The organism is Streptomyces sp. NPDC079141, assembly GCF_040686775.1.
Lineage (GTDB): Bacteria > Actinomycetota > Actinomycetes > Streptomycetales > Streptomycetaceae > Streptomyces.
Genome location: NZ_JBFBLP010000002.1, coordinates 188,666 through 210,088 on the forward strand (window position 1 = coordinate 188,666; position 21,423 = coordinate 210,088).

The 21,423-nt window shown below is 71.2% G+C and carries 22 protein-coding genes and 1 tRNA gene; 8 read left to right on the plus strand and 15 right to left on the minus strand.

The window, feature by feature from the left end:
- Positions 1-17 precede the first annotated feature (17 nt).
- From AB0Q90_RS05940 to AB0Q90_RS05950, 3 genes are all read right to left on the minus strand, one after another.
- On the minus strand, positions 18-233 hold the full coding sequence (locus tag AB0Q90_RS05940; protein WP_363159628.1) for a zinc ribbon domain-containing protein: 216 nt from the start codon (positions 231-233) through the stop codon (positions 18-20).
- 21 nt (positions 234-254) lie between these two features.
- Positions 255-1,631, minus strand: coding sequence for a hypothetical protein (locus AB0Q90_RS05945; RefSeq protein ID WP_363159627.1), 1,377 nt, complete (start codon positions 1,629-1,631; stop codon positions 255-257).
- Between the two features lie 77 nt (positions 1,632-1,708).
- A complete protein-coding gene (locus AB0Q90_RS05950; RefSeq protein ID WP_363159626.1) occupies positions 1,709-2,479 on the minus strand; it encodes a DUF4097 family beta strand repeat-containing protein in 771 nt (256 codons plus the stop codon).
- Between the two features lie 209 nt (positions 2,480-2,688).
- On the opposite strand from AB0Q90_RS05950, the gene AB0Q90_RS05955 reads away from it, so the two are divergent.
- Positions 2,689-4,410, plus strand: coding sequence for an IS200/IS605 family accessory protein TnpB-related protein (locus tag AB0Q90_RS05955; RefSeq protein WP_365732691.1), 1,722 nt, complete (start codon positions 2,689-2,691; stop codon positions 4,408-4,410).
- Positions 4,401-4,475: transfer RNA gene (locus AB0Q90_RS05960), tRNA-Val, on the plus strand. The genes AB0Q90_RS05955 and AB0Q90_RS05960 overlap by 10 nt, the downstream gene beginning before the upstream one ends.
- A 331-nt stretch (positions 4,476-4,806) precedes the next feature.
- Here the strand turns inward: AB0Q90_RS05960 and AB0Q90_RS05965 are convergent.
- Together AB0Q90_RS05965 and AB0Q90_RS05970 are read right to left on the minus strand one after the other, a co-directional pair.
- Entirely contained in the window at positions 4,807-5,238 is a 432-nt protein-coding gene (locus AB0Q90_RS05965) for a PASTA domain-containing protein (protein ID WP_363159624.1), read from the minus strand.
- A gap of 529 nt (positions 5,239-5,767) precedes the next feature.
- Positions 5,768-5,998 (minus strand): DUF2277 domain-containing protein, encoded by a 231-nt coding sequence (locus AB0Q90_RS05970; protein ID WP_363159623.1) that lies wholly within the window; start codon positions 5,996-5,998, stop codon positions 5,768-5,770.
- A gap of 115 nt (positions 5,999-6,113) precedes the next feature.
- On the opposite strand from AB0Q90_RS05970, the gene AB0Q90_RS05975 reads away from it, so the two are divergent.
- Positions 6,114-7,019 carry a 2-dehydropantoate 2-reductase gene (locus tag AB0Q90_RS05975; protein ID WP_363159622.1) on the plus strand — a complete coding sequence of 302 codons (906 nt, stop codon included), beginning with the start codon at positions 6,114-6,116 and terminating at the stop codon, positions 7,017-7,019.
- Positions 7,020-7,053: 34 nt separating this feature from the next.
- Here the strand turns inward: AB0Q90_RS05975 and AB0Q90_RS05980 are convergent, their stop codons facing one another.
- Together AB0Q90_RS05980 and AB0Q90_RS05985 are read right to left on the minus strand one after the other, a co-directional pair.
- Positions 7,054-7,563: an N-acetyltransferase gene (locus AB0Q90_RS05980; protein WP_363159621.1), complete on the minus strand. Its 510-nt coding sequence runs from the start codon at positions 7,561-7,563 to the stop codon at positions 7,054-7,056.
- The gene (locus tag AB0Q90_RS05985; protein ID WP_363159620.1) at positions 7,560-8,780 is read right to left on the minus strand and encodes an MFS transporter; all 1,221 of its coding nucleotides are present in this window, start codon (positions 8,778-8,780) and stop codon (positions 7,560-7,562) included. The genes AB0Q90_RS05980 and AB0Q90_RS05985 overlap by 4 nt, the downstream gene beginning before the upstream one ends.
- Before the next feature lie 185 nt (positions 8,781-8,965).
- On the opposite strand from AB0Q90_RS05985, the gene AB0Q90_RS05990 reads away from it, so the two are divergent.
- The gene (locus AB0Q90_RS05990; protein WP_363159619.1) at positions 8,966-9,292 is read left to right on the plus strand and encodes a hypothetical protein; all 327 of its coding nucleotides are present in this window, start codon (positions 8,966-8,968) and stop codon (positions 9,290-9,292) included.
- Positions 9,293-9,365: 73 nt separating this feature from the next.
- Here the strand turns inward: AB0Q90_RS05990 and AB0Q90_RS05995 are convergent, their stop codons facing one another.
- Positions 9,366-9,962: a VTT domain-containing protein gene (locus tag AB0Q90_RS05995; RefSeq protein WP_363159618.1), complete on the minus strand. Its 597-nt coding sequence runs from the start codon at positions 9,960-9,962 to the stop codon at positions 9,366-9,368.
- Between the two features lie 184 nt (positions 9,963-10,146).
- Here AB0Q90_RS05995 and AB0Q90_RS06000 point away from each other — a divergent pair, with 184 nt between their 5' ends.
- Positions 10,147-10,683, plus strand: coding sequence for a superoxide dismutase family protein (locus AB0Q90_RS06000; protein ID WP_363159617.1), 537 nt, complete (start codon positions 10,147-10,149; stop codon positions 10,681-10,683).
- 63 nt (positions 10,684-10,746) lie between these two features.
- Here AB0Q90_RS06000 and AB0Q90_RS06005 read toward each other — a convergent pair whose 3' ends face one another.
- The 4 genes from AB0Q90_RS06005 to AB0Q90_RS06020 form a co-directional block, all read right to left on the minus strand.
- Positions 10,747-11,181 (minus strand): DoxX family protein, encoded by a 435-nt coding sequence (locus tag AB0Q90_RS06005; RefSeq protein WP_363159616.1) that lies wholly within the window; start codon positions 11,179-11,181, stop codon positions 10,747-10,749.
- A gap of 48 nt (positions 11,182-11,229) precedes the next feature.
- Entirely contained in the window at positions 11,230-13,134 is a 1,905-nt protein-coding gene (locus AB0Q90_RS06010; protein WP_363159614.1) for an FAD/NAD(P)-binding protein, read from the minus strand.
- A 165-nt stretch (positions 13,135-13,299) separates the two neighbouring features.
- Positions 13,300-14,937, minus strand: coding sequence for an alkaline phosphatase D family protein (locus AB0Q90_RS06015; protein WP_363159613.1), 1,638 nt, complete (start codon positions 14,935-14,937; stop codon positions 13,300-13,302).
- A gap of 83 nt (positions 14,938-15,020) precedes the next feature.
- Positions 15,021-15,665, minus strand: a complete 645-nt coding sequence (locus tag AB0Q90_RS06020; protein WP_363159612.1) for an HNH endonuclease family protein — start codon at positions 15,663-15,665, stop codon at positions 15,021-15,023.
- A gap of 358 nt (positions 15,666-16,023) precedes the next feature.
- Here AB0Q90_RS06020 and AB0Q90_RS06025 point away from each other — a divergent pair, with 358 nt between their 5' ends.
- From AB0Q90_RS06025 to AB0Q90_RS06035, 3 genes are all read left to right on the plus strand, one after another.
- Positions 16,024-16,605: a TMEM165/GDT1 family protein gene (locus tag AB0Q90_RS06025; RefSeq protein WP_363159611.1), complete on the plus strand. Its 582-nt coding sequence runs from the start codon at positions 16,024-16,026 to the stop codon at positions 16,603-16,605.
- Between the two features lie 157 nt (positions 16,606-16,762).
- Positions 16,763-17,434: an HAD family hydrolase gene (locus AB0Q90_RS06030; protein WP_363159610.1), complete on the plus strand. Its 672-nt coding sequence runs from the start codon at positions 16,763-16,765 to the stop codon at positions 17,432-17,434.
- Positions 17,435-17,491: 57 nt separating this feature from the next.
- A complete protein-coding gene (locus tag AB0Q90_RS06035; protein ID WP_363159609.1) occupies positions 17,492-17,929 on the plus strand; it encodes a VOC family protein in 438 nt (145 codons plus the stop codon).
- 59 nt (positions 17,930-17,988) lie between these two features.
- Here the strand turns inward: AB0Q90_RS06035 and AB0Q90_RS06040 are convergent, their stop codons facing one another.
- The 3 genes from AB0Q90_RS06040 to AB0Q90_RS06050 are packed head-to-tail and all read right to left on the minus strand — an operon-like array spanning position 17,989 to position 21,254.
- Positions 17,989-19,098, minus strand: a complete 1,110-nt coding sequence (locus tag AB0Q90_RS06040) for an ABC transporter permease (RefSeq protein WP_363159608.1) — start codon at positions 19,096-19,098, stop codon at positions 17,989-17,991.
- Positions 19,099-19,112: 14 nt separating this feature from the next.
- On the minus strand, positions 19,113-20,237 hold the full coding sequence (locus AB0Q90_RS06045) for an ABC transporter permease (RefSeq protein ID WP_363159607.1): 1,125 nt from the start codon (positions 20,235-20,237) through the stop codon (positions 19,113-19,115).
- A gap of 27 nt (positions 20,238-20,264) precedes the next feature.
- Positions 20,265-21,254, minus strand: coding sequence for an ATP-binding cassette domain-containing protein (locus tag AB0Q90_RS06050; protein ID WP_363159777.1), 990 nt, complete (start codon positions 21,252-21,254; stop codon positions 20,265-20,267).
- Positions 21,255-21,423: the final 169 nt, after the last annotated feature.

Consider the following 21,423-nt stretch of genomic DNA (forward strand, 5'->3'; position numbering starts at 1 on the left):
CACCCGCAGTGGCCCACTCAGCCGCAGCAGCCCCCACCGCAGCACCCGCCACCCGCCTTGGGCGCAGGCCCGGCGGGGGTGCTCGCGGTCCCACCCACAGCCACCGCCGACAACAACTTCACGGTGTCCTCATGCCCCGCAGGGCAGGCAGCCGGCTCCGAGGACTGAGCCATGGGCCGGCTGACTTCGAACGTGTCGCCGCAAGATCGGCAACGAAACTCATAGCGAGGCATGCCGACAGATTAACCGCCGGCCTAACCGCCGGAGGCCCCCCGCTCCTCACGGATCTGCGCGACCACCCGCGCCACCGTCCGCCGTACCGCTTCCGTCTCGGTCAGGAAGTGCCAGTAGTCCGGGTGGCGCCCCTCCAGCGTGCCGATCGCCCGCTCCAGACGGGCCACGGAGTCGTCCAGCGGCCGGGCATGCCGGGGATCCGGCGTGTGCCGGCCGGCCATGGCCAGCCGCTGCGCGTCCCGGATCGCGAACCGGGTGCGGTCGATCTCGGCCTGCGGATCCTTCTGCACGGCGTTCAGCCGCCGCAGGCGGTCACTCGCGGCCGACACGGACTCGTCGGTGGAGTTCAGCAGCGCCCGGACCGTCGACAGCAGGGCGGTCGCGTCCGGCCAGCGCTGGGCGTCCCGCGCGGCCTGCGCCTCCTTCAGCTTCAGCTCCGCCTGCCGCACGTTCTCCGCGGAGTGGTCAGGCACCGACTGCAGGTCCTGCCAGCAGGCCGCGGTGAACCGCCGCCGCAACTCGCTCAGCACCGGCTCGACCTGCCCGGAACGGGTCGTAAGAGCCTGCGCACGGGTCCGCAGGGACACCAGCCGGTGATCGATCTCGGCCGCCCGCTCCGGCAGCCGGTCGGCCTCCACACGGACCGCCTCGGCCTCCCGCGCGACCCGCTCGGCACGCTCCAGGGTCTGCGGCACACCGTGCTGCCCCGCGCCCTGGTTCAGCTTGGTCAGCTCCGGGGCGAGCGCCGCCAGCCGGGCGGCGAGATCGTCCGCCTTCAGCCCTGAGCCGCGCACGGCGTCCAGGGCGTTCGAGGCGGCCAGCAGCCCCTGCCGGGCGCGCTCCACCGCGGGCGCCAGCCGGGCCAGCTGCGTCTCGGCCTTGCCCAGCAGCGGCCCCAGCCCGTCCGCGAAGCGGTCCAGCTCCTGCTTGACCCGCCCCAGCTCCTCCTTGGCCCGGGTCAGCGCGGTACGCGCCTGAGCGGCGGCCGAGGCCTCCAGGTCGTCCCGGTCGAGGTCGTGGGCGTCGACGGCCTGGATGTACTGGTGGCTGGCCTCGTCGATCCGCCCGCTGATCGCCCGGAAGTCGGTGACCGCGCGCCGGGCGGCGGGGGAGTCGTCGACGGCCGTGATCGTCTCTATCGAGATCCGCAGATCGCGCTGGGCGGTGTCGAGTTCGTAGAACGCGGCCGCGGCGGCGTCCTTCGCGGCCTGCGCCTCCGCCCGCTGGTTGTCCGCGCGCCCGCCGAACCAGCGCCGGGTGCCGCCGCCGGCGAACGCGGCCGGCAGCGCGAGGGCGGCGAGCAGCGGCAGGCCCACGAGGGTGAGAGCGTCCCTGAGCGCCTGACGGGGTGCACGCGGCACCGACGGCGAGTCCGACTGCGAAGGTGTCGCCGTCACATCCCTCTCCCGTGCTGTCGTCCGCCCTGCCCGGCGCTGTCATTCTCCCACCGGTTAAGGACGAACACACGGGCCGGTTAGTTCGCGGTTCGGACCGTGACTTTGCCGTCGCCCGTGTGCGCGTTCACCACATGGGCGCTGGACTCGTCCCGCGGCACGGACACATCCACCCCGCCGTCCCCCGTCTCCGCCGTCACCCGGTAGGCCGCCCGCGGCACCTCGATCGTCACCGAACCGTCGCCGCTGCGGGACTCCACCAGGTCGGGCACCACGCCGAGTTCGATCCGCACCGAGCCGTCCGAGGTATGGGTACGCACCTCGCGCGAGTCCACCTCGGCACGGACCGAACCGTCACCGGAACGCAGCTCCAGCGGACCACTGGAGTCGGTGACACGGACGGAACCGTCACCCGTTCGAATACTCAGCGCGTCCTCGAAGCCGGACGCCCGCACACTCCCGTCCCCGTCCTCCACCTTCACCGCAATACCGCGCGGCACCTCGATACGGTGCTTGGCCTCACAGTCGGCGATCACACCGGAACAGTTCATCCGCAACGTCAGCCGGTCGTCCGCCATCGCCCAGGTCACCTCGGGCTCGTCCCCCGCAACCACCGACCCCTTGAACCACCGCGTGACCTCGATCTTCCCCTCCGCGGCGCCCTCCACGGAAACGATCTCCAACGCCGAGTCGTCGGAGTCGACGGTCAGCGTCCGCCCCTCCACACCAAAACTCCGCGTCTCCGGCTCCTTGTCATCCCCCGCATCCGCACAGGCCCCGAGCCCCAGGGCAAGCAAGGCGACAACACCACTGACGGCAAAGGCACGGACGGAAACGCTGCTACGGGCCACGACGGACTCCCCCTGACGGCTAGGACGGTCCTTCGACGGTAGGCATCCGCCGGGCTCGGGGGGATCCGGGATGCTCCCGGGTTGGGGGTGGGGATAACCCCAGGGGAGCCCTGAAGTGGGACTGGAGTGCTTGCCTCGAATGAGTGACCTGGCGGGGCGACGGTCGTTGGATGCGATGTAAGGATCTTCGTTCCGGTGAGGGGTGGCGGGTGGGCGGTCTGCGGGAGTTGACGGCGCCGTTCCTGGTGTCCGGGCCCACCGGAGTCTCGATCCGGACGCGACTGCGGGTGACGTCGGCGGACGCGCTGGTGCTCAACGAGGTGGGACGGTTCCTCGGCTCGCTGGCGTCCGCGGATCTCGCGGCGCGGTCCCGGCAGGGGCCGGCCCACGATGCTGCCTCGTGGGCCTCACGGAAGCGGGCGCTGACCGTGTCCTCCTCGGCACGCTGGGCGGGCAGCGTCACCAGGTCGACGGACGACCAGTGGGCGCTGGCAAGGCGCGGCCAGGCGGCCGAAATGGCGTGGCTGAGAGGCGAGATCACCCGGATCGAGGCCCGCCTGGCCCGGCCGCTGGGCACCAAGGCCGACAAACGGGCCGGGCCGGCGCGCGGCTACGCCACCCGGTCGGAGTGGCATGCCAAGTCCCGGCGCCTCCGGGCTCTCCGGCACAGGCTGATTGCTCTGGAGGCGGACTGGGCGGCAGGCCGGGTGCGGGTGGTGCGTGGCGGTAAGCGGCTCGCGCGTACGGCCCACCGGCTGGACGAGACCGGGCTGAGCCGAGAGACATGGCGGGAGCGGTGGCAGGCTGCCCGGATGTTCCTCGCCGCGGACGGGGAGTCCGGCAAGCGCTGGGGCAACGAGACCATCCGTGTCACCGACGCCGGACAGGTGTCGATCAGGCTGCCGGCTGCCCTGTCCCATCTGGCCAATGCCCCGCACGGCCGGTATGTGCTCGCCGCGACCGTGGCGTTCACCCACCGGAGCGGGGAGTGGCAGGACCGGATCGTCGCGAGCCGCGCGGTGGCCTATCGCATCCACCACGACACCCTGCGCTGCCGCTGGTACGTGACCGCCTCCTGGAAGCGCATGCCGGTCCCGGTGATGCCGCTTCGAGCGGCGCTGGCCCATGGCGTGGTCGCCGTGGACATGAACGAGGACCACCTCGCGGCCTGGCGCCTCGACGTGCACGGCAACCCGGTCGGAGAGCCACGGCGGTTCCTCTACGACCTGTCGGGCAGCGCGCAGCACCGGGACGCGCAGATCCGGCACGCGCTGACCCGTCTGCTGCACCACACCCGCAGGAGCGGGGCCACGGCGATCGCGATCGAGGACCTCGACTTCGCCGACGGCACGAGCCGCGAGCGGCAGGGCCGCAGCAAGAAGTTCCGCCGTCTCGTCTCCCGCTTCCCCACCGCCAGGCTCCGTGCCCGGCTGGTGTCGATGGCGGCCGAACGGAACATCGCGATCGTCGCGGTGGACCCGGCGTACACCTCCCGGTGGGGTGCCCAGCACTGGCAGAAGCCGCTGACGACCTCCACTCGCAAGACCCAGCGCCACGACGCGGCGGCCGTGGCGATCGGACGGCGCGCCCTCGGGCATCCGATCCGGCGACGGATGGCACCGCCCCCGCACGACCGGAGCGATCGTGCGGGGCATCGGACCAGCCAGGCCGGACCGGAGCCCCGGAGGCGTGAGGGACCCCGCCCCCGCATGCCCGGACCACGGACACGATCCGTGCCGCCCGGATGCGGAGCGAAAGCGGGCGACCAGTGTGCCCAGCACCACTCGGGGCACGCGGCTGGGCATTCGTCCTGGGAACAGGACGAGTTTCCGCTCAGTCCCCAGGAATGGAGCACCCCCTGTCCGCGCGATACCGGATTGCAGGGCGGGGCCCGGGACAATGTAGGCTGTCGGCCTGTCCCGGGTGCGTAGCTCAGTGGTAGAGCGCCTGCCTTACAAGCAGGATGTCGGCGGTTCGAAACCGTCCGCGCCCACCAAGGATAAGTAGCAGGTCAGAGGCCTTTCGGGGAAACCCCCGGGAGGCCTCTCCTGTGATCAAAGTCCACAAACGTAGACCGCCCCACCCCGGGCAGGGGGTGGGGCGGAGCGCTCTGACCGAGTCAGAGCCCAGGGTGACCGAGACGGTGCGCTGGGCGCGGCTGATCTCGCGGGCGATGGCGTTCCGCCCTATGCCGAGGGCGTGCAGCTCGGCGACGCGCCGGTAGTCGTCTTCGTCGACGGGTCGCTTGTCCCGGTCGACGCTCATGGCCGCCTCCGGGCATGCGAAGGCCCGGCCGCCGGGAGGGAGGCCGGGCCGGTCGAGGGGGCTCAACAGGTCTCGGTGTCCTTGACCGCGTACAGGGTCACGAGCGTGTCCGTGGGGTGCGTGCCAGCCGCGGGCTCCTGGCTGCACACGGTCCAGTTGCGGTCCAGGACCTGGAAGCGGTCTTGGCCGGTGGCGTCTTGGTCGTCGAGGGCGTAGAACCCGGCGGCCTGTGCCTCGTCTTGGGCGGCCTGTAGGTCCAGGCCGACGAGGTCGGGCAGTGTTGCGGTCTCCGACTCAGCCTCGCCGGCGCCGGCGTCGTCTGCGGGCGCGTCGGTGCCGGCCCCGGTGGTGTCGGTGTCCTGCATGGTCTGGCCGCTGGTGTCCTGCGAGGCGGTGTCCGGCTTGTTGGAGCTGGTGTCGTTGGTGCCTTCGCAGGCGGTGAGCGCCAGTAGGGCTGCTGCTGCCAGAGCGGCCGCGATGGTGCGAGTGCGCATAGTGTCCCCCAGGGGTGTTCAGTCAGTTGGGGAGCATCTTGCGCCGCGTGTGGGAGTTGTGGAGGTGGAGTGGTGGTCCTGTGACACGAACGAGTGTCGAAACAGCGAAGGCTCGCGCGGTGGCGGGCCCTTGGGGCGTCCGCGCGCAGTCCGAGGACTAGTTGTCGTGCTTGAAGAAGCACGCGCTCCACGATCCCGAGTAGCGCCGCTCTACCGCTCCCGCCGAGCCCGGCACTCCAGGCAGAACGCACGCCCGATCACGACACCCGCCACGACGACGGCAAGGAGGACAGCACCTCCGATGAGGCCGGGGTAGATCACGCCGACTCCTCGTCGGCGGGTGATGCTGGCTCTTGATCCATGCAGTCATCATCGCAGGCCACTACGCCCCCTCTGGCCAGCTCGTCAACACGGTGCTGGCCTCCTCGTCGACGAGGGTGATGCGGGAGCCACGGCGTCCCCAGTCGCCAACCTGCCCCTTGAACTTGCCGCGTGCCACGGTCTCGTTGCGTGCCCGGGGAGTGTCGGGCTAGCCGGCCTTGCGGGATGCCTGGCCGCGTATTTCCAGGCCGGACAGCAGGTTCGCGGTGGCCTGGGCGATGGCGTCGACTGCGTGGTCGAAGACCTCCTGGTTGTGGGCGGCGGGGGCCCGGAAGCCGGACACCTTGCGTACGTACTGCAGGGCGGCGGCGCGGATCTCGGCGTCGGTGGCCTGCTCGGGCTGTGCGGGCGGGCGAAGTGTCTTGATGCTGCGGCACATGTCTTCAGTCTGGACCCCGGGTCTGACAATCCGCCCCCGTCCGCGTCCGGGCTCTGTCATGATCACTTCGAGGCGGCCACCGAACCGGGGCCGACCGACGAAGGGATGTACAGCCATGTCCGACGGCAACAACCTCACCGTGGCGATACTCGGGCCCGGTGGCATCGGCGGCCTGCTCGGAGGCCTGCTCTCGCGGGCCGGGCACCGTGTGATCTGTCTGGCCGGGGAGGAGACGGTCCGTACCTTGGGTGCGGACGGGATTCAGGTCCGCAGTGGGCTCTACGGTGACTTCCGGGCGGGTGTCGAGGCGGACACGGAGCTGCGGGAGCCGGTGGATGTCTGTCTGGTCGCGGTCAAGCACACCGCCCTGGACGCGGCGCTGGAACGCATCCCGGCCAAGGCTCTGGGGGATGCGCTTCTCGTGCCGTTTCTGAACGGGGTCGAGCATCCCGCTGTTCTGCGTGCGCACCACCGCGACGACCTGGTGGCCCCGGCCGTCATCCGCGTCGAGTCGACCCGGGTCGCCCCTGGTGTGATCGAGCACGCCAGTCCCTTCGCGGAGGTCGATCTGACCGGTGACGCGGTGTCGCGCGAGCGGCTGGATGCGCTGGCCGGTGTTCTCGGGGCGGTCGGTCCGGTCACCCGGGTGCTGGAGGACGAGACGGCGGCGCTGTGGGCGAAGATGTCGTTCCTGGCGCCCTTTGCGCTGCTGACGACCCGTCATGCGCTGCCGCTGGGTGACGTACGCACGCGGTACCGCGAGGAGTTGACGGCTCTGGTGGAGGAGACGGCGGCGGTGAGTCGCGCGTGCGGCGGCCCGGCGGATCCGGCCCAGGCCCTCGCCCGCTACGACGCCTTTCCGCCGCAGACCAAGTCCTCGATGCAACGGGACGCGGAGGCGGGGCGGCCGCTGGAGCTGGACGCGATCGGCGGTGCGCTGCTGCGTGCGGCCGAGCGCCATGGTGTTGCCGTGCCGGTGACCGCCCGTCTGGTGGGGGAGTTGAGGGCTGCGGGGCACTGACGTCGGCAGAGAGGTGTTGAGGTCCGCTGCGCCGTCAGATGCCGAACGGGGCGGCGTAGCGGATGGTGCCCGCGGGCAGCGGGTGGTCGGCGTCCAGGGTGAGGGCCATCAGTGCCTCGTCGGGGACGTCGAAGGTGACGCCGATGCCGTGGGCGGAGGCGCGGGTGAAGCCGAAACGCGGGTAGTAGGCCGGGTGGCCGAGGACCGTGACGAACCGCTCGCCCCGCGCCTTCGCCGCCGCGAGCACCGCCGTGATCGCCGCGGCGCCCGCTCCGGTCTTCTGGTGCTCGGGCAGCACGGAGACGGGGGCGAGGCACAGGGCCGGTACGTCGCCGATGTGGCAGCGGGTGAGCAGTGCGTGGCCGACCGGTGTGCCGTCCGCGCCCGCGGCGACGACGGAGAGGCCGTCGATCCAGGCGGTGTCGGTGCGCAGGGCGTCCACCAGGTCGGCCTCCAGGGGCGTCTCGAACGCGGCGAGGACGATTTCGCGGATGGTGGCGGTGTCGGCGGGGGTTTCTGGGCGGGTGGTCCAGGGGGTGGTCATGGTGCCGTGGGGCTCCGTTCGGGTGAGGGCTGGTCCTGGTGGTGGTGCGTCCAGGCTGCCTTGCGTGTCTCCGGAACGCGAAAGGGATTTCCCGCGGCTACGGCCATGACGACGACGGCGGTCAGGGTGATCCCGGCGCCGACGTGGAGCGGTGCCGTGTAGCCGAGGCCGGCGGTGAGGGCGAGGCCGCCGAGCCAGGCACCCAGGGCGTTGCCGAGGTTGGACGCGGAGACGTTGGCGCCGGCCGCCAGCGGCGCTCCGTGGGCGTGGTCGGTGACGCGGGTGATCAGGCCGGGGACGGCGGCGAAGCCGGTCAGGCCCAGCAGGAAGACGAGGACGATCGATGCCGTGGGGCTGGCGGCCAGCAGGCCGAACAGGGTCAGGGTGACGGTGAGTCCGAGCAGGGCGATGAGCAGGGTGCGGTCGCGGTCGTGGTCGGCTGCGCGTCCGCCGAGCAGGTTTCCTACGACCAGGCCGACGCCGTAGAGCATCAGCAGCCAGGCGACGGCTGTCGGGGAGAAGCCGCTGACCTCGGTGAAGGTGTAGGCGATGTAGCTGAAGGCGCCGAACATGCCGCCGTAGCCGAGGGCGGTGGCGGTGAGGGTGAGCCAGACCTGGGGGGAGCGGAAGGCGCGGATCTGGGTGCGCAGGGCGGGGTGTGTCCGGTGGTCCGGGGTGGCGGTGGGGACGAGGGTGGCTATGCCCGCGAGTGCCAGTACGCCGATGGCGGTGACGGCCCAGAAGGCGGCTCGCCAGCCCCAGCGTTCGCCGATCAGGGCGCCGAAGGGGACGCCGAGGACGTTTGCGAGGGTGAGGCCGGCGAACATGACGGCGACGGCTCGGGACTTCTTCTCCGGTGCGGCCAGGCTGCGGGCCACCAGGGAGCCGATGCCGAAGAAGGAGCCGTGGCACAGTGCCGCGATGATCCGGCCCAGCAGCATCGCCGGGTAGGTGGGGGCGACGGCGGACAGCAGGTTGCCGATGACGAACAGGGTCAGCAGGGCGACGAGGACGTTCTTGCGCGGGAGGCGTGCGGTTGCCGCGGTGAGGGCGATCGCGCCGACGGCGACGCTCAGGGCGTAGCCGGAGATGAGCCATCCGGCTGTCGCCTCGGAGACCGCGAGGTCGGTCGCCACCTGGGGCAGGAGTCCGGCTACCAGGAACTCGGTCAGGCCGATGCCGAAGGCGCCGAGGGCCAGCGCGAGGAGTCCGGTCATGGGGCGAGCCTGGTGTTCGGGGGTGAGGGGTGTCCATGGACGGGACGTGGGGGTGGTTGGACTCGTCGCCGCCGTCGCTTCCCGGAGCCGCGGCACCGGGTGGCTCGGCGCAGCAGTCACACCCGTTCGCGTGAACCCCCTGAAGCGGCTCGCCTCTCGAAATCGAACAGGCGTAGCATTGCGGCGTGGCTACGACCTATGACTTTCCGAGTGACCTCCTCGCCGGTCAGGAGGAGCTGCATCAGGTCCGGGCCGAGTTGTCGGCCCTGCTGAAGCGGCTGCCCTGGTCGGTCGAGCCGCTGGACGGTTTCAGTGACGACAACGGGTGGCGCAAGGTCGAGCGCCCCGCCTCTCCCGGCTGGACGGCCGATGAGCAGGCGGAGGTGGAGAAGCTTCGGCGCCGTGAGCACGAGCTGGCGGTGTTCGTGAGCGGACACCGGTTCTGGGCGGAGGTCGCGGCGGCGGAGCGGGTGCAGGCGCGGATGTCACTGAAGCGGGTGCGGGAGGGGTAGGCGTGCTGCGGGACGACGGCCCGCAGTCGCTGAGGGATGACGGCCCGCAGCTGCGCGGTGGCCCGCAGTCGCCCTACGCCTTCGCCGGTCCCCGGCGTACCAAATACGTCGCCCCCGCCCCCGCCGCGGCCAGTGCGCCGAGGGACACGCCCGTGGCCAGCCAGCTCCGGCCCATCCATTGGGCGCCGAAGTAGCCGAGGGCGACGCTGTACGTGGCCCAGGAGAGGCCGGCGAGGGCGGACCAGGGGAGGAAGTCGCGGGCGCGGTGGCGTGCGGCGCCGGCGCCGAGGGAGACGACCGAGCGGCCGGCCGGTGCGAAGCGGGCGAGGACCACGAGCGCGCCGCCGCCGCGGGCGAGGGCCGCGCCGAGACGTTCCTGCGCCGACCTGATGCGCCGGGAGCGGGCGATCGCGCGGGCGCCGCCGTGCCAGGCGAGGCGGTAGGCCACCAGGTCACCGAGGACCGATGCCGTTGCCGCGCAGAGTGTCAGCGCCAGGATGTCGGGGACCTCCGCCGCCGTACCCGCTGCCGCCGCCGTCGCCGCCATGATCACCAGTACGCCGCTCGGCAGGACCGGCACGAACACGTCCAGCAGGATCGACAGGGCGACTACCCCGTAGATCCATGGGCTGGCGGTCAGTGATCCGATACTTTCGAAACTTTCCAGCACCCCGACTCCCCGTTTCCCCCGTGGCTGTACAGCGTACGCCGCACGGGAGTGACGGGTGGTTCACGGGGGACCCGTGTGTTCAACACGTGATGTTCACCCGGCTGACGGTCCCCGGGGAGCGGGGGCCGCGACTCTCCCGTAGCACGGAAGCAGGGGGCGCAGACACAGACGTTAGGAACTCATCATGGTGGCAGGCATATGCGCGGGCGCCTTCGTCGCGGCCGTGCTCGCCGCCGGCGCCGACGGTGGCGCCCACGGCTACTCGATGCGGACGGACGCCCAGTTCGCGCCGCCCGGAGCCTTCGTTCCGTCGGCGGCGGTGACGTACGACATGGAGCTCGTCCCGGCCGCCTCGTGGATCGAGGTGGAGCAGCACATGGCGCCGGTCGGCGGCGCGACGAGCGTCAAGTTGCGGGTTGCGGGCATGAAGCCCGGTCATGCGTACAGCGTCCATGTGCACCAGAAGCCCTGCGGCGCCGATCCGGCCGCCGCCGGCGGGCACTACCAGCACGAGGTCTCGGCGCACCCGGATCACGTCAACGCCGAGAACGAGGTCTGGCTCGACTTCACCGCCGACGAGCACGGCGCGGGCGAGGCCCGGGCCCGGCACGGCTGGGGCTTCCGGCAGGGTGAGGCCGCCTCCCTCGTCATCCATGACGAGCCGGGCAGCAAGGTCAGGGTCGGCTGCTTCACCGTGCCCTTCGGCTGGGTCGTCGCCTGACGGAAGGAGTACGCGCCCGTCCTCGCCGAACAGCGAGGACGGGCGCGGCCGTTGCGGGGAACCTCAGGCTGCCACCGGCGCCACCGTCGGCTTCTCCTGCGTCGTCGTGCCGCGCTTGGCGAGCAGGCGGTCCAGGCCGAACGCGCCGGAACCGGTGAAGATCAGCAGGAACATCGCCCAGCAGTACATCGCGGCGCCTTCGCCGCTGTTCTCGATCGGCCACAGGGCGGACGGCTGGTGGACCTTGAAGTAGGCGTAGGCCATCGCGCCGGAGGAGATGAACGCCGCGGCGCGGGTGGCGAGGCCGAGCAGGACGAGGCTGCCGCCGACCAACTCGATGACGGCCGCGTACCAGTTGGGCCAGCTGCCCGCGTCGACGGTCTGGCCGCCGAACGCGCCGAAGAGCTTGGATGCGCCGTGGCAGGCGAAGAGCAGGCCGACGACAATGCGGAACAGCCCGAGGGCGTACGGCTGGGCGCTGTTGAGGCGTCCGGTCATGTGGGGAGCTCCTTGGGGACGTGGGGACGGACGTTCCTGTTGGGGCTCCTACGGTAGGCGGGCCACATCGATACTTGCAAGTTCAACATTCGGCCGTGTGAAAGACCCCGGAGGCCGCCCCTCCGCCGCCGTGACCGCACGTAGAGCGGCTCTCGCCACCGCGTCGGCGTCCGAAAGCGTGACCGAATCCACACCCGGTCTGGCGCCCGCCGCGGTGACCCAGTGGACGCCCTCCGTGGGGACTCCAAACGCGAACCGCCGTTCGTGGGGGCGGCCCTGACGGTTGATCAGGCGGTAGGGGCGCTGGGTGACGTCCAGGCCGCCGGTTTCGTAGCCGTCGACCGTGTGCGGGCGGCAGTGGCCCGCCCTCAGCAGGCGGGCGAGGAGACCGTCGGCGGTGCGGCGCAGGTCCGGTTCCGGGAGGCGGGCCTCTATCAGGGCCGTGACGCGGACCGCCGAGTCCGGGACGGCCGGGGAGCGGGCGGTCCAGGCGTCCCCGTCCTCCCGTATCTCCAGGCGTGGGCCCACCACTTCCACCACGCCCGCCTCCATCAGGGCCGCCAGTTCCTCGATGCGGCGCCGGGGCGGGCCGATGGAGAGGAAGGCGTTGAGCGGGGTGTACCAGCGGTCCACGTGGTCCCGGCGGGAGGCTCCGGGCAGGCCGCCGTGGTCGACGATCCGGCGCAGTTCGTTGCGCAGGTCGCGCAGTACGTCGAGGGCGGCCTTCAAAGGGCCCGCCACATTGCCCAGGGCGGCCTGCTCGGCGTCCTCGCGCAGATACGCCAGCAGCCAGGAGCGCCAGGCCCCGGGGCCGGTGAAGTTCCGCTCCGCGTACGGGTGGGAGATCCGGGTCCAGGACCAGCGGTCGGCCGGCGCTATGCCGAACTCCTCCAGTACGGCCACCTCTTGGGGGCTGCGGTGCGCGGTGGCCAGGAAGCGGTCGCGGAAGCCGGGCGCGGGGACGAGGGCCGTGTAGTAGACCGTCTCCACGTCCTTCGCCACCAGCGGCCATATCTCCGCCGCGAAGTCCGGCGCCTCCCCGGCATCGGCCCGCTTGCGGAAGCCGGCGATCACCTCGGGGGTGAGCAGCAGCGGGACATGGCGGCCGTAGGGGCCCTTGGCGTTGTCGCCGCGCGCCTGGTAGGGCAGGCCGCGGCGTGAACCGGCGTACAGGCGGGGCTCTTTGCCCGAGGGCAGATAGCGCAGACGGCCGTCGGTGCGGGTGAAGCGGCCGCCGCGGGCGGTGGTCAACAGGGTCATGTGGTCGAAGAAGTTGAGGCCCAGACCGCGCAACAGCACCGGTTCTCCGGGGCGTACGGCGGTCAGGTCCACGTCGGCCGGGTTCGCGGGCGGGACGTAGTGCAGGCCGTGCCGTTCGGCGTACGCGGTCAGTCGGTGCTGCTCGGCGTCCGGAGCCGTCGGCAGGTGGCCCTGGGCGAGGACGACGGCGGAGAGGCCGGACAGGACGCCGCCGTTGTCGAGGGTGAGGGTCTGGCGGCCGTCGAGGGTGTCGTCGAGGCGTATCGCGCGGGCCGTGTGCGTCCGGACGCTCACCGCTTCCGGGGCCTCGCGGACCGTCTTCGCGAACACCCACTCCAGGTAGCGGCCGTAGTGGGCGCGGGTGGGGTAGTCGTCGGGGCCCAGCGCGCCCGCCGCCCACTCGTACAGGCTGGGGCCGGGGCGGACCGGGCCCGAGCAGTCCACGCTGGTGTCGGTGAACAGGGTGACCTGGCAGGCCACGGTGTTCATCAGCAGTTCCGGGGGCTGGGTGGTGCGCCAGACGCGGCCGGGGCCGGGTGGCGCCGGGTCGATGACATGGACCGTCAGCCGGGTGCCGGGCGGGAGGAGCTCGGGGGCGGAGGCGCACAGGCGCTCCAGGACGCTGGTGCCGCGCGGGCCGGCGCCGACCACGGCGACGGAGACGGGCGCGGGGGCCGCTGGGGGTGCGGACAAGGAGGTGACTCCCGGGCGTGGGGGGCGCTGGGGGGACCGCACGCCGGAAGCGGACGGTCCCTTCATCATCCCGCCGGGAGAAGGGGGAAGCGTGCCCGAAGCGCGGGGACTCTGTGGGATGCGTCACCGCCGGCACGGGCCCGGCAAACCTGCGAAAGGGGCGGGTTACGGGGTGAGTTCGGACTCCGTGACCGTCCGCAGCCGGGCGCCCTCGCCCCGGCGCGCCCGCGCCTGCTCCAGCCGTAGCGTCGCCGAACGCCCGTGCAGCGTCAGCGTCATCAGCTGGTTGCCGAACCACGGGCCGCCCGTGCGCCGCCAGTCGATGCGCGGCCGTGGCACCCCGCCGTGCCCGGCGATCCGGCGGCCCAGCGCCCGTGCCACCGCGCTCCAGCCGAAGCGGAAGCCGAGCCGGATCGACAGCGGGATGGAGTTGTGGACGGGGGAGCAAGTGAGCTGCAGGACACGGGAGTCGGGCGCCCCGGAGGGCCAGGTGGGCTCCGCGACGTACGCGTGATGGACGTCGCCCGACAGCACGCACACCGTCGCCGGTGCCCCGGACCCCGACCCCGCCTCGCGGATCAGCTCCGCCAGCGCGTCGAACGACGCCGGGAAGGCGGCCCAGTGCTCCAGATCCGCCCGGCGCCGCAGGTCCTCCCCGAACCGGGCCCAGCGCGCGCCCCGTTCACCCCGGCACAGCGCCGCGTTCCAGGCCTCGGCGTCGTGCACCAGATGCGGCAGCAGCCAGGGCAGCGAGGTGCCGACGAGGAGATGGTCGTACGCCTCGCGCGCGTCCAGCGTCTGCTCGCGCAGCCACTGCGCCTCGCCCGGGTCGAGCATCGCGCGCTGCTCCTCGTCGAGGACGCGGGCCGCGCGGGTGTCCACCATCAGCAGGCGTACGCGGCCGAAGTCGCGCCGGTAACTCCAGCGCACCGAGCCCGGGTCGGCGTCGGCCTTGCAGGCGAAGGCGCGCAACTCGTCGGTGGCGTCCGGGGTCTGTCGTACGGCGGCGTAGAGCGGGTCGGCGGCCAGCTCGGCCGGTGAGAGGTTGCCCAGGTGCTGGTGGACCCAGTACGACATCAGGCCGCTCAGCAGCCGCTCGCGCCACCACGGGGTGGCCCGCATGTCGGCGAGCCAGGCGGCGGAGGTGTTCCAGTCGTCGATGACGTCATGGTCGTCGAAGATCATGCAGCTGGGCACGGTGGACAGCAGCCAGCGAACCTCGGGGTCGAGCCACGACTCGTAGTAGAGGCGGGTGTACTCCTCGTAGTCCGCCACCTCGTTGCCCGGCGGGTCGCTCAGGTCGCGGCGCGCGGCCAGCCAGCGGCGGGTGGCCTCGGAGGTCTCGTCGGCGTAGACCTGGTCGCCGAGCAGCAGCAGGACGTCCGGCCGGTCGGATCCCGGGTCGGCCGCGATCCGGGCCGCCAGGGTGTCCAGGGCGTCGGGTCCGACCGGGTCCTGCTCGCCCTCCGGCGGGGCGGCCCAGCGGCAGGAGCCGAAGGTGACGCGGACGGGGTCGTCGGCGCTCGGGGTGCGGATGACGGACGGCGGGAACGGGGAGCCGGGCGGCGGCCACACGGGGGCGCCGTCGAGGAGCACCTCGTAGGACTGTGCCGTGCCCGGTGTCAGGCCGGTGACCTCGACCAGTGCGTAGTGGTGCCCGGCGATCTGGAAGGTGCGGGACGTGCCGTGGGCGCCGTCCGCGCCGCGCACCTCGGCGGTGCACGGACGGCTCGCCTCGACCCAGACGGTCGCGGACGAGCCGTCGGCGTACCTCAGCAGTGGTCCCAGGCGCAGCTCGGCCACGGTGATCCCCTCCTCCGTCGCCCCGTACGGTACGGAACGACGGAGGCCGGTGGGGAGGTTCCGGGATCACCAATTGCTGTCGATCAGCAGTTGTTCAGGTAGCTGGTGAGGGCGCTCTTCTCGGCGGAGTCGACGGAGAGGCCGTAGTAGTACTTCACCTGGACCCAGGCGCGGACGTAGGTGCAGCGGTACGAGGTGATCGACGGCATCCAGGTGGCCGGGTCCTGGTCGCCCTTGGCCTGGTTGACGTTGTCGGTGACGGCGATCAGCTGCGGGCGGGTCAGGTCGTTGGCGAAGGCCTGGCGGCGGGAGGTGGTCCAGCTGTCGGCGCCGGAGTCCCAGGCCTCGGCCAGCGGGACGAGGTGGTCGATGTCGACGTCGGAGGCGGCGTACCAGGTGGCGCCGTCGTAGGGGGAGTACCAGCTGCCGCTGGTGGCGGCGCAGGAGGAGTCCTGGACGACGTTCGAGCCGTCGCGCTTGAGGACGACCTCGCGGGTGTTGCAGGTGCCGGACTGGGTGATCCAGTGCGGGAAGAGGTCGCGGTTGTAGCCGGTGCGGTCCTCGGTGGCGACGGTGAGCGAGGCGAGGTAGGTGCGGGCGGTGGAGGCGCTGACCGGGGTCGGGAGGGCGGCGGAGGCGGTCGGGCCGTTGAAGAGGCCGACGGAGGCTATGAGACCGGTCATGGCCGCGAGTATGCTCAGCCGTCGACGCGCGTAGAACTTCGACATGCGAACTCCCTTGGGGGTGTGGGGGTGTTGGGCGTTGCGGGCGCCTGAATGCTCGCCACGCCGTGTTGCGGGGAGGTGTGCGTTGCGTGAGAAGTTAATGACGCGTGCATGACATGACAAGGTTTACGGCGAAACGATCACGTACGATGGACGGCGCATGAAGGGGAGTAGCTCTTCGCCGGACCGTCGACATACTGCTCAGCTCGTCTGAGCCGGCGCCCGGAGGCAGGTCCGCGTTGCGCGGACCGGCCAGCGAGACCTTCGGCAAGCAGTGCACTGACCGTGTGCTGCCGTGCCGAGGTGTCGCCGTGCAGCGGTAGGAACTCTCGGTGGGGCAGCCCCGACCGATTGAGGAACCTTGATCAGCTTCAGCGTTGTGGCGCTCGTCTTCGGCGTCGTCTTCCTGGCCGAGCTGCCCGACAAGACGGCGCTCGCCGGGCTCGTCCTCGGCACCCGTTATCGCGCCTCCTACGTCTTCGCGGGCGTCGCCGCCGCGTTTGCCCTGCATGTGGCGCTCGCCGTGGCGGCCGGCAGTGTGCTGACGCTGCTGCCGCAGCAGATCGTGCACGCGCTGACGGGTGTGCTGTTCCTGGGCGGTGCGGCGGTGCTGCTGATGAAGAAGGGGGAGGACGAGGAGGAGGTCCGCAAGCCGGAGAACCAGTCGTTCTGGAAGGTCTCCGGGGCGGGGTTCATGCTCATCCTCGTCGCCGAGTTCGGTGATCTGACGCAGATCATGACGGCGAACCTCGCGGCGCGGTACGACGATCCGCTGTCGGTGGGGCTGGGCGCGGTGCTGGCGCTGTGGGCCGTGGCCGGGCTCGGCATCGTCGGCGGCAAGGCGCTGATGAAGCGGGTGCCGTTGCGGCTGATCACGCAGATCGCGGCGCTGCTGATGCTGGCGCTGGGGGTGTGGAGCCTGTGGGAGGCGATTGCCGGGTGATCGCCGGGTTTGCTGAACGGCGTGTGAACGTTCGGCGGAGTGGTGGCGTGATCATGGTTTGGTTTTGTACCGTAGAGGAACAAAGTGGCTCCCGCTCGTTTTCCCTGACCGGCGGGCGGGACCACCTTGTCCCTCGTCCCGCGCTTTGGAGCTGCCGATGACGGCCACCGCCACCACCGTGCTCACCGCCCGTGCCCTGCTGCTGGACATGGACGGCACCCTCGTCAACTCGGATGCCGTCGTGGAGCGGATCTGGCGCCGCTGGGCCGACCGGCACGGACTGAACGGCGACGAGGTCATGAAGGTCGTGCACGGGCGGCAGGGGTACGCCTCGATGGCCTTGCTGCTGCCCGGGCGGCCGATGGCGCAGAACCACGCCGAGAACGCGCGCATGCTCGCGGAGGAGACCGCGGACATGGACGGCGTCGTGGCCATTCCGGGTGCGGGCGAGTTCCTGGCCTCGCTGCGGGGACCCTCGCCCGTGCCGCACGCCCTGGTCACGTCGGCGGATGTGGCCCTGTCCACGGCGCGGATGGCGGCGGCGGGGCTCGCCCTGCCCGATGTCCGGGTGACCGCGGAGTCCGTCGGCGCGAGCAAGCCGGATCCGGAAGGGTTCCTCAAGGGCGCGGCGGAGCTGGGTGTGGATCCCGCCGACTGCGTCGTCTTCGAGGACTCGGCGGCGGGAATCCAGGCCGGGCGCGCGGCGGGCATGCGCGTCGTGGGCGTCGGCCCGCGGGCCGGTTTCCACGGGCCTGACGTGGTGGTCCGGGATCTCACCGAGGTACGGGTGGAGCCGGCGGACGGCGGAGTCCGGCTGCACGTGGGCTGACGCGGCGACCGGGCTGTTTCAGCCCCCGGTCGAGAACCCCGTCCCTACGATGGGCCGATGACGACGATCAAGAAAGTCCAAGTCACCTTCGACTGCGCGGAACCTCAGCTCGTCGCCCGTTTCTGGGCTCAGGTACTGGGATATGACGGGCCGCCGCCACCCGAGGGGTTCGCCACTTGGGAAGAGTTCGAGCGTGCGGTGCCCGAGGGGTATTCGGGGCCGGCGGACGCATCCTGCGCCGACCCCACCGGTGTGGGCCCGCGGCTGTATTTTCAGCGCGTTCCCGAGGGGAAGGTCGTCAAGAACCGGGTGCATCTCGATGTGCGGGTCGGCACCGGGCTCGTGGGCGAGGAGCGGCTGGCCGCGCTTGAGGCCGAGTGCACGCGACTGACAGAGCTCGGCGCGGTACGCGGGAAACTGCTGGTCGCCGACGGTGTCAACGAGTCCTGCCAGCTGATGCAGGACATCGAGGGCAACGAGTTCTGCCTCGACTGAGACGTTGACAGGTCCCCGCCGTGGAGCACCTTGCCGGGCTCCACGGCGGGGACCTGTCCTTACTGGCCCGCCGAGTGCGCTGCGTAGCGTTCCTTGCGGGCCGCCCACAGGGCCGCCAGCGCGCCGAGTACGGCTACCGCCAGCGCCCACGCCCATTGCTGGGCGGGGAAGTTGTCGGCGAAGTGGTGCAGTACCGGGTTGTTCCACTCGAAGATGCGGGACAGCGGCCACCAGTCGGCGAAGGCACGGGCCTCCGGGGGCAGCCCGGGGACACTGACGAAACCGCCCGCCGAGAAGAAGGTGGCGATGGCCACCAGGATCAGCAGGGGCTGGATGCTGCGGTGGTGGCGCAGCAGCTGGGCCAGCAGGACGCCCGTACCGGCGCAGGCCAGCATCAGGGGGGTCATGAAGAGCAGGACCTGGAGCAGGGCCGACGGGTCCGGGGTCAGGCCGAAGGCCAGCCAGCCCGTCACATAGGTCGGGACCGTCGTGAGGAACGCGACCGCCGTTCCCGTGAGCATGCAGCTCAGTGCCGCCGTACCGGCGCCCACCGGGGTCAGCAGCAGCTCCTTCGTGGTGCGCTGCTCCTGCTCCACGGCGAACAGGTTCGCGGCGATCAGTGCCGCGCCGAAGAACAGCGCGAGCAGCGTCAGTCCGCCGGCGATGAACTCCGAGCGCGGGATGTCCTCCGGCTCGACCGTGCGCAGATCGACGGTGACACCGAGGTTGCCCGCCTTGGCATCGAAGGCGTTCAGCGCGTCCTCGACCCGCAGCCGGAGGTTCTTCGTCGCGTCGCTGTTGATGTTGTAGGTGGTGATGTCCACCTGGCGGGTCCGGTCGAAGTCGGGCGGGATCTCGACGACCAGCTGCATACGGCCCTCGTCGAGCATCTCCTTGGCCTCGGTCGCATCCGTCTCGATGGTCCGGAAGTACGGGGTGATGGTGGAACTGCTCTCCTCGATCGCGTCGACCAGCGCCGCCGACTGCTCGCTCTTCGCGTGGTCGGTCACGCCCACCGGCCAGTCGTCTCCGCCCGCGCCGAAGATCAGCGCGCTGAGCAGGAGCATCACGATCGGCACGAGCACCGACTGGGCCAGCAGGTCCGGCCGGCGCCTCAGGAGGCGCAGATTGCGCTGGTTGGTCGCCCGGACAGCACGGATCTTCTCCATGGCTGGGGCCCTCCTCACTGGCCTTGGCCGAACGACAGTGCCCGGCGCATCCGCAGCACCGCGAGCGCGGTGAGCGCCGCTGCCGCGGCGAGGGTCCAGCCCATCGCCGACCAGTCCAGCGAGACGGACTTCAGCCCCGACACCTCGAAGCGCATCTGGTCGGTGAGCAGCCCCATCGGCGCCCAGTGGGTGGCCTGCCACAGCCCCTCGACGGCGCCGCCGTGGGCGAAGCCCCGCAGATACGACTCGTAGCCGCTGACGAAGAAGTGCGTCACCGCCAGCACCACACAGATCGGGATCATCGGCAGCGACTTGCGCAGGGCCACCCCGATCAGGGCGCCGAATCCGGCGCCGTAGGCGAACAGCGCGACCATGGCGAGCAGGCTGTTCCAGCCGAGGCTGAACACCGGATAGTCCAGCAGCCAGGCCAGTCCCAGCAGCACTCCGATCATGCTGATCACTGTCTGTGCCGCGGCTGCCAGCCATTTGCCCAGTACGAAGGGCGTGTTGCCCACGGGGGAGAGGACCAGTGGCTTGGCCGTGCGTTCCTCCCACTCTCTGGCGACCAGCGTGCCGGTGTTCACCATCGAGGCGTAGAGGATGGCGAACATCAGCAGGCCGGTGCCCAGATAGACGGTGATCCGCATGTCCTCGGAGAAGGCCGAGGTCTCCTTCACGGTGGCCAGTGAGCCGCCCTCGTCCGCGGCGAACTGGCGCACCGCGTGCTCCGCCCGGAGCTGGAAGTTCTTGGTGCCGTCGGAGTTGATGTTGAAGACCTGGAGCGGTACCGACACCGGCTCGCCGGCCTCGACCCGCTGGTCGAAGTCGGCCGGGATCGTCAGTACGGCCCCGATCTCGCCGTCGTCGAACATCCGCCGCGCCTCGTCCGGGTCGGTGGTCCGGATCTCGAAGAACTCCCCGTCGACGCTGGACATGTCCCGCAGGACCTGGACCATCCGCTGGCTGTGCGGACCGGTGCCCTCCTGGGCGATCGCGACCGGGCTGGTCGCGGACACCTTCACGAGCAGGGCGTACAGGCCGACGAAGACCAGTGGTACGAGGACGGTGATCGCGAGGAACGTGGGGCTGCGCCGGGTGACCGTGAGGTCCTTGCCGGCCAGGGCCCAGATGGATCGCATCGCGTGGCTCCTTCCGCCTCGGGCCGGTCAGTCGCGCAGCGCGCGGCCGGTGAAGTGCAGGAAGACGTCCTGGAGACTGGGCTCGCTGAAGCGGAAGCCGGTCACGCCGCCCACCGCGTCGACCTCGTCGAGCACCTGGCGCAGGAAGGCGACGGTCTCCACGCCGCGCGGGACCGCGAGGCTCAGCGCCGCTTCCGAGGGCATGGTGGCGGGGGAGACGGCGTCGAGCACGGCACGGGCGCGCTGGGCCCGTTCCGGCGCGGCGAAGTCGAGCACCAGCCTGCTGCCCTGGACCAGCGCCTTCAGCTCGGCCTGGGTGCCGTGCGCGACCGTCGCGCCGTGGTCGATGATGTGCACCTCGCGCCCGAGCGCGTCCGCCTCCTCCATGTAGTTGGTGGTCAGCAGGACGGTCCTGCCCTCGTCGGCCAGCTGCTCGATGCGCTCCCAGATCGCCTGCCGGGACTGGACGTCCACGCCCAGCGTGGGCTCGTCGAGGAAGAGCACCTCGGGGTCGGTGAGCAGTGCGCGGGCCAGCGCGAGGCGCCGCTGCATACCGCCGGAGTAGGTGCCGGTGCGGTGGCCGGCCCGGTCGGTCAGCCCGACCAGTTCGAGCACATGTGCGATACGGTCCCGGATCTCGCGCGGGGCGACGCCGTAGTACTTGGCGTGGAACTCCAGGTTCTCCGCCCCGGTGAGCTCGTTGTACAGCGCGGTCTCCTGTGGGACCAGCGCGATGCGGCGGAGCAGTTCCCTGCGGTCCCGGGCCGGGTCGAGTCCGGTCACCCTGACGTCCCCGCCGGTCGGCCTGAGCAGGCCGTTCAGCACGTTGATCGTGGTGGTCTTCCCGGACCCGTTGGGGCCTAACAGGCAGAACACCGTTCCTTTGGGAATGGTGAAGCTGAGGTCTGTGACGGCCTGGTACGGCTCGGAACCCCGCCGGTGGAAAACGACGTTGACGCCCTTCACCTCCACGGCGGTGTCCTTGAGAGTGGCCGGCGGCAGTGGGGTGGTCGACACGCTGTTCAAGGAGTCCTCCTGAGCCCGATGTCTGTCGGTCGGCGGAACCGACCATTCATCAATCTAGGGGCGCGTCAGGAGGGGAAATAGGGCGCTTTTCGGAAGGGGAGTCCACAATTCCCCCGCGCGTGCAGTGGTGTTCGAGGGGCGCGCGAGCCGTGCGCGAGCG